Annotated in this window: 1 protein-coding gene; it reads left to right on the top strand. The window is 61.6% G+C overall.

Features of this window, described 5'->3' with window-relative positions; genetic code table 11:
- On the top strand, nt 1-242 hold a 242-nt coding region (locus tag AC0L3B_RS40145), incomplete at both ends, for a PAS domain-containing protein (RefSeq protein ID WP_473383557.1).

The following is a 242-nucleotide window of genomic DNA, read 5'->3' as shown; positions in this document are numbered from 1 at the left end:
CGAGCGGCACATGCGCAATCTCCTGGAGGCTCTGCCGGCTGCGGTGTACACCACTGACGCCGAGGGACGCATCACGTTCTACAACCGCGCAGCAGTCGAGTTGTCGGGTCGAACGCCACAGCTGGGCGACCTGTGGTGCGTAACCTGGAAATTATTTAATACCGATGGAAGCCGCCTTCCCCACGACCAGTGCCCCATGGCCGTAGCGCTGAAGGAAAACCGGTCGATACGCGGCGTCGAAG

The organism is Bradyrhizobium sp. Kon56 (assembly GCF_055807635.1).
Note: the sequence above shows the minus strand (reverse complement) of the source record. Positions and strands in the feature narration are given on the sequence as shown.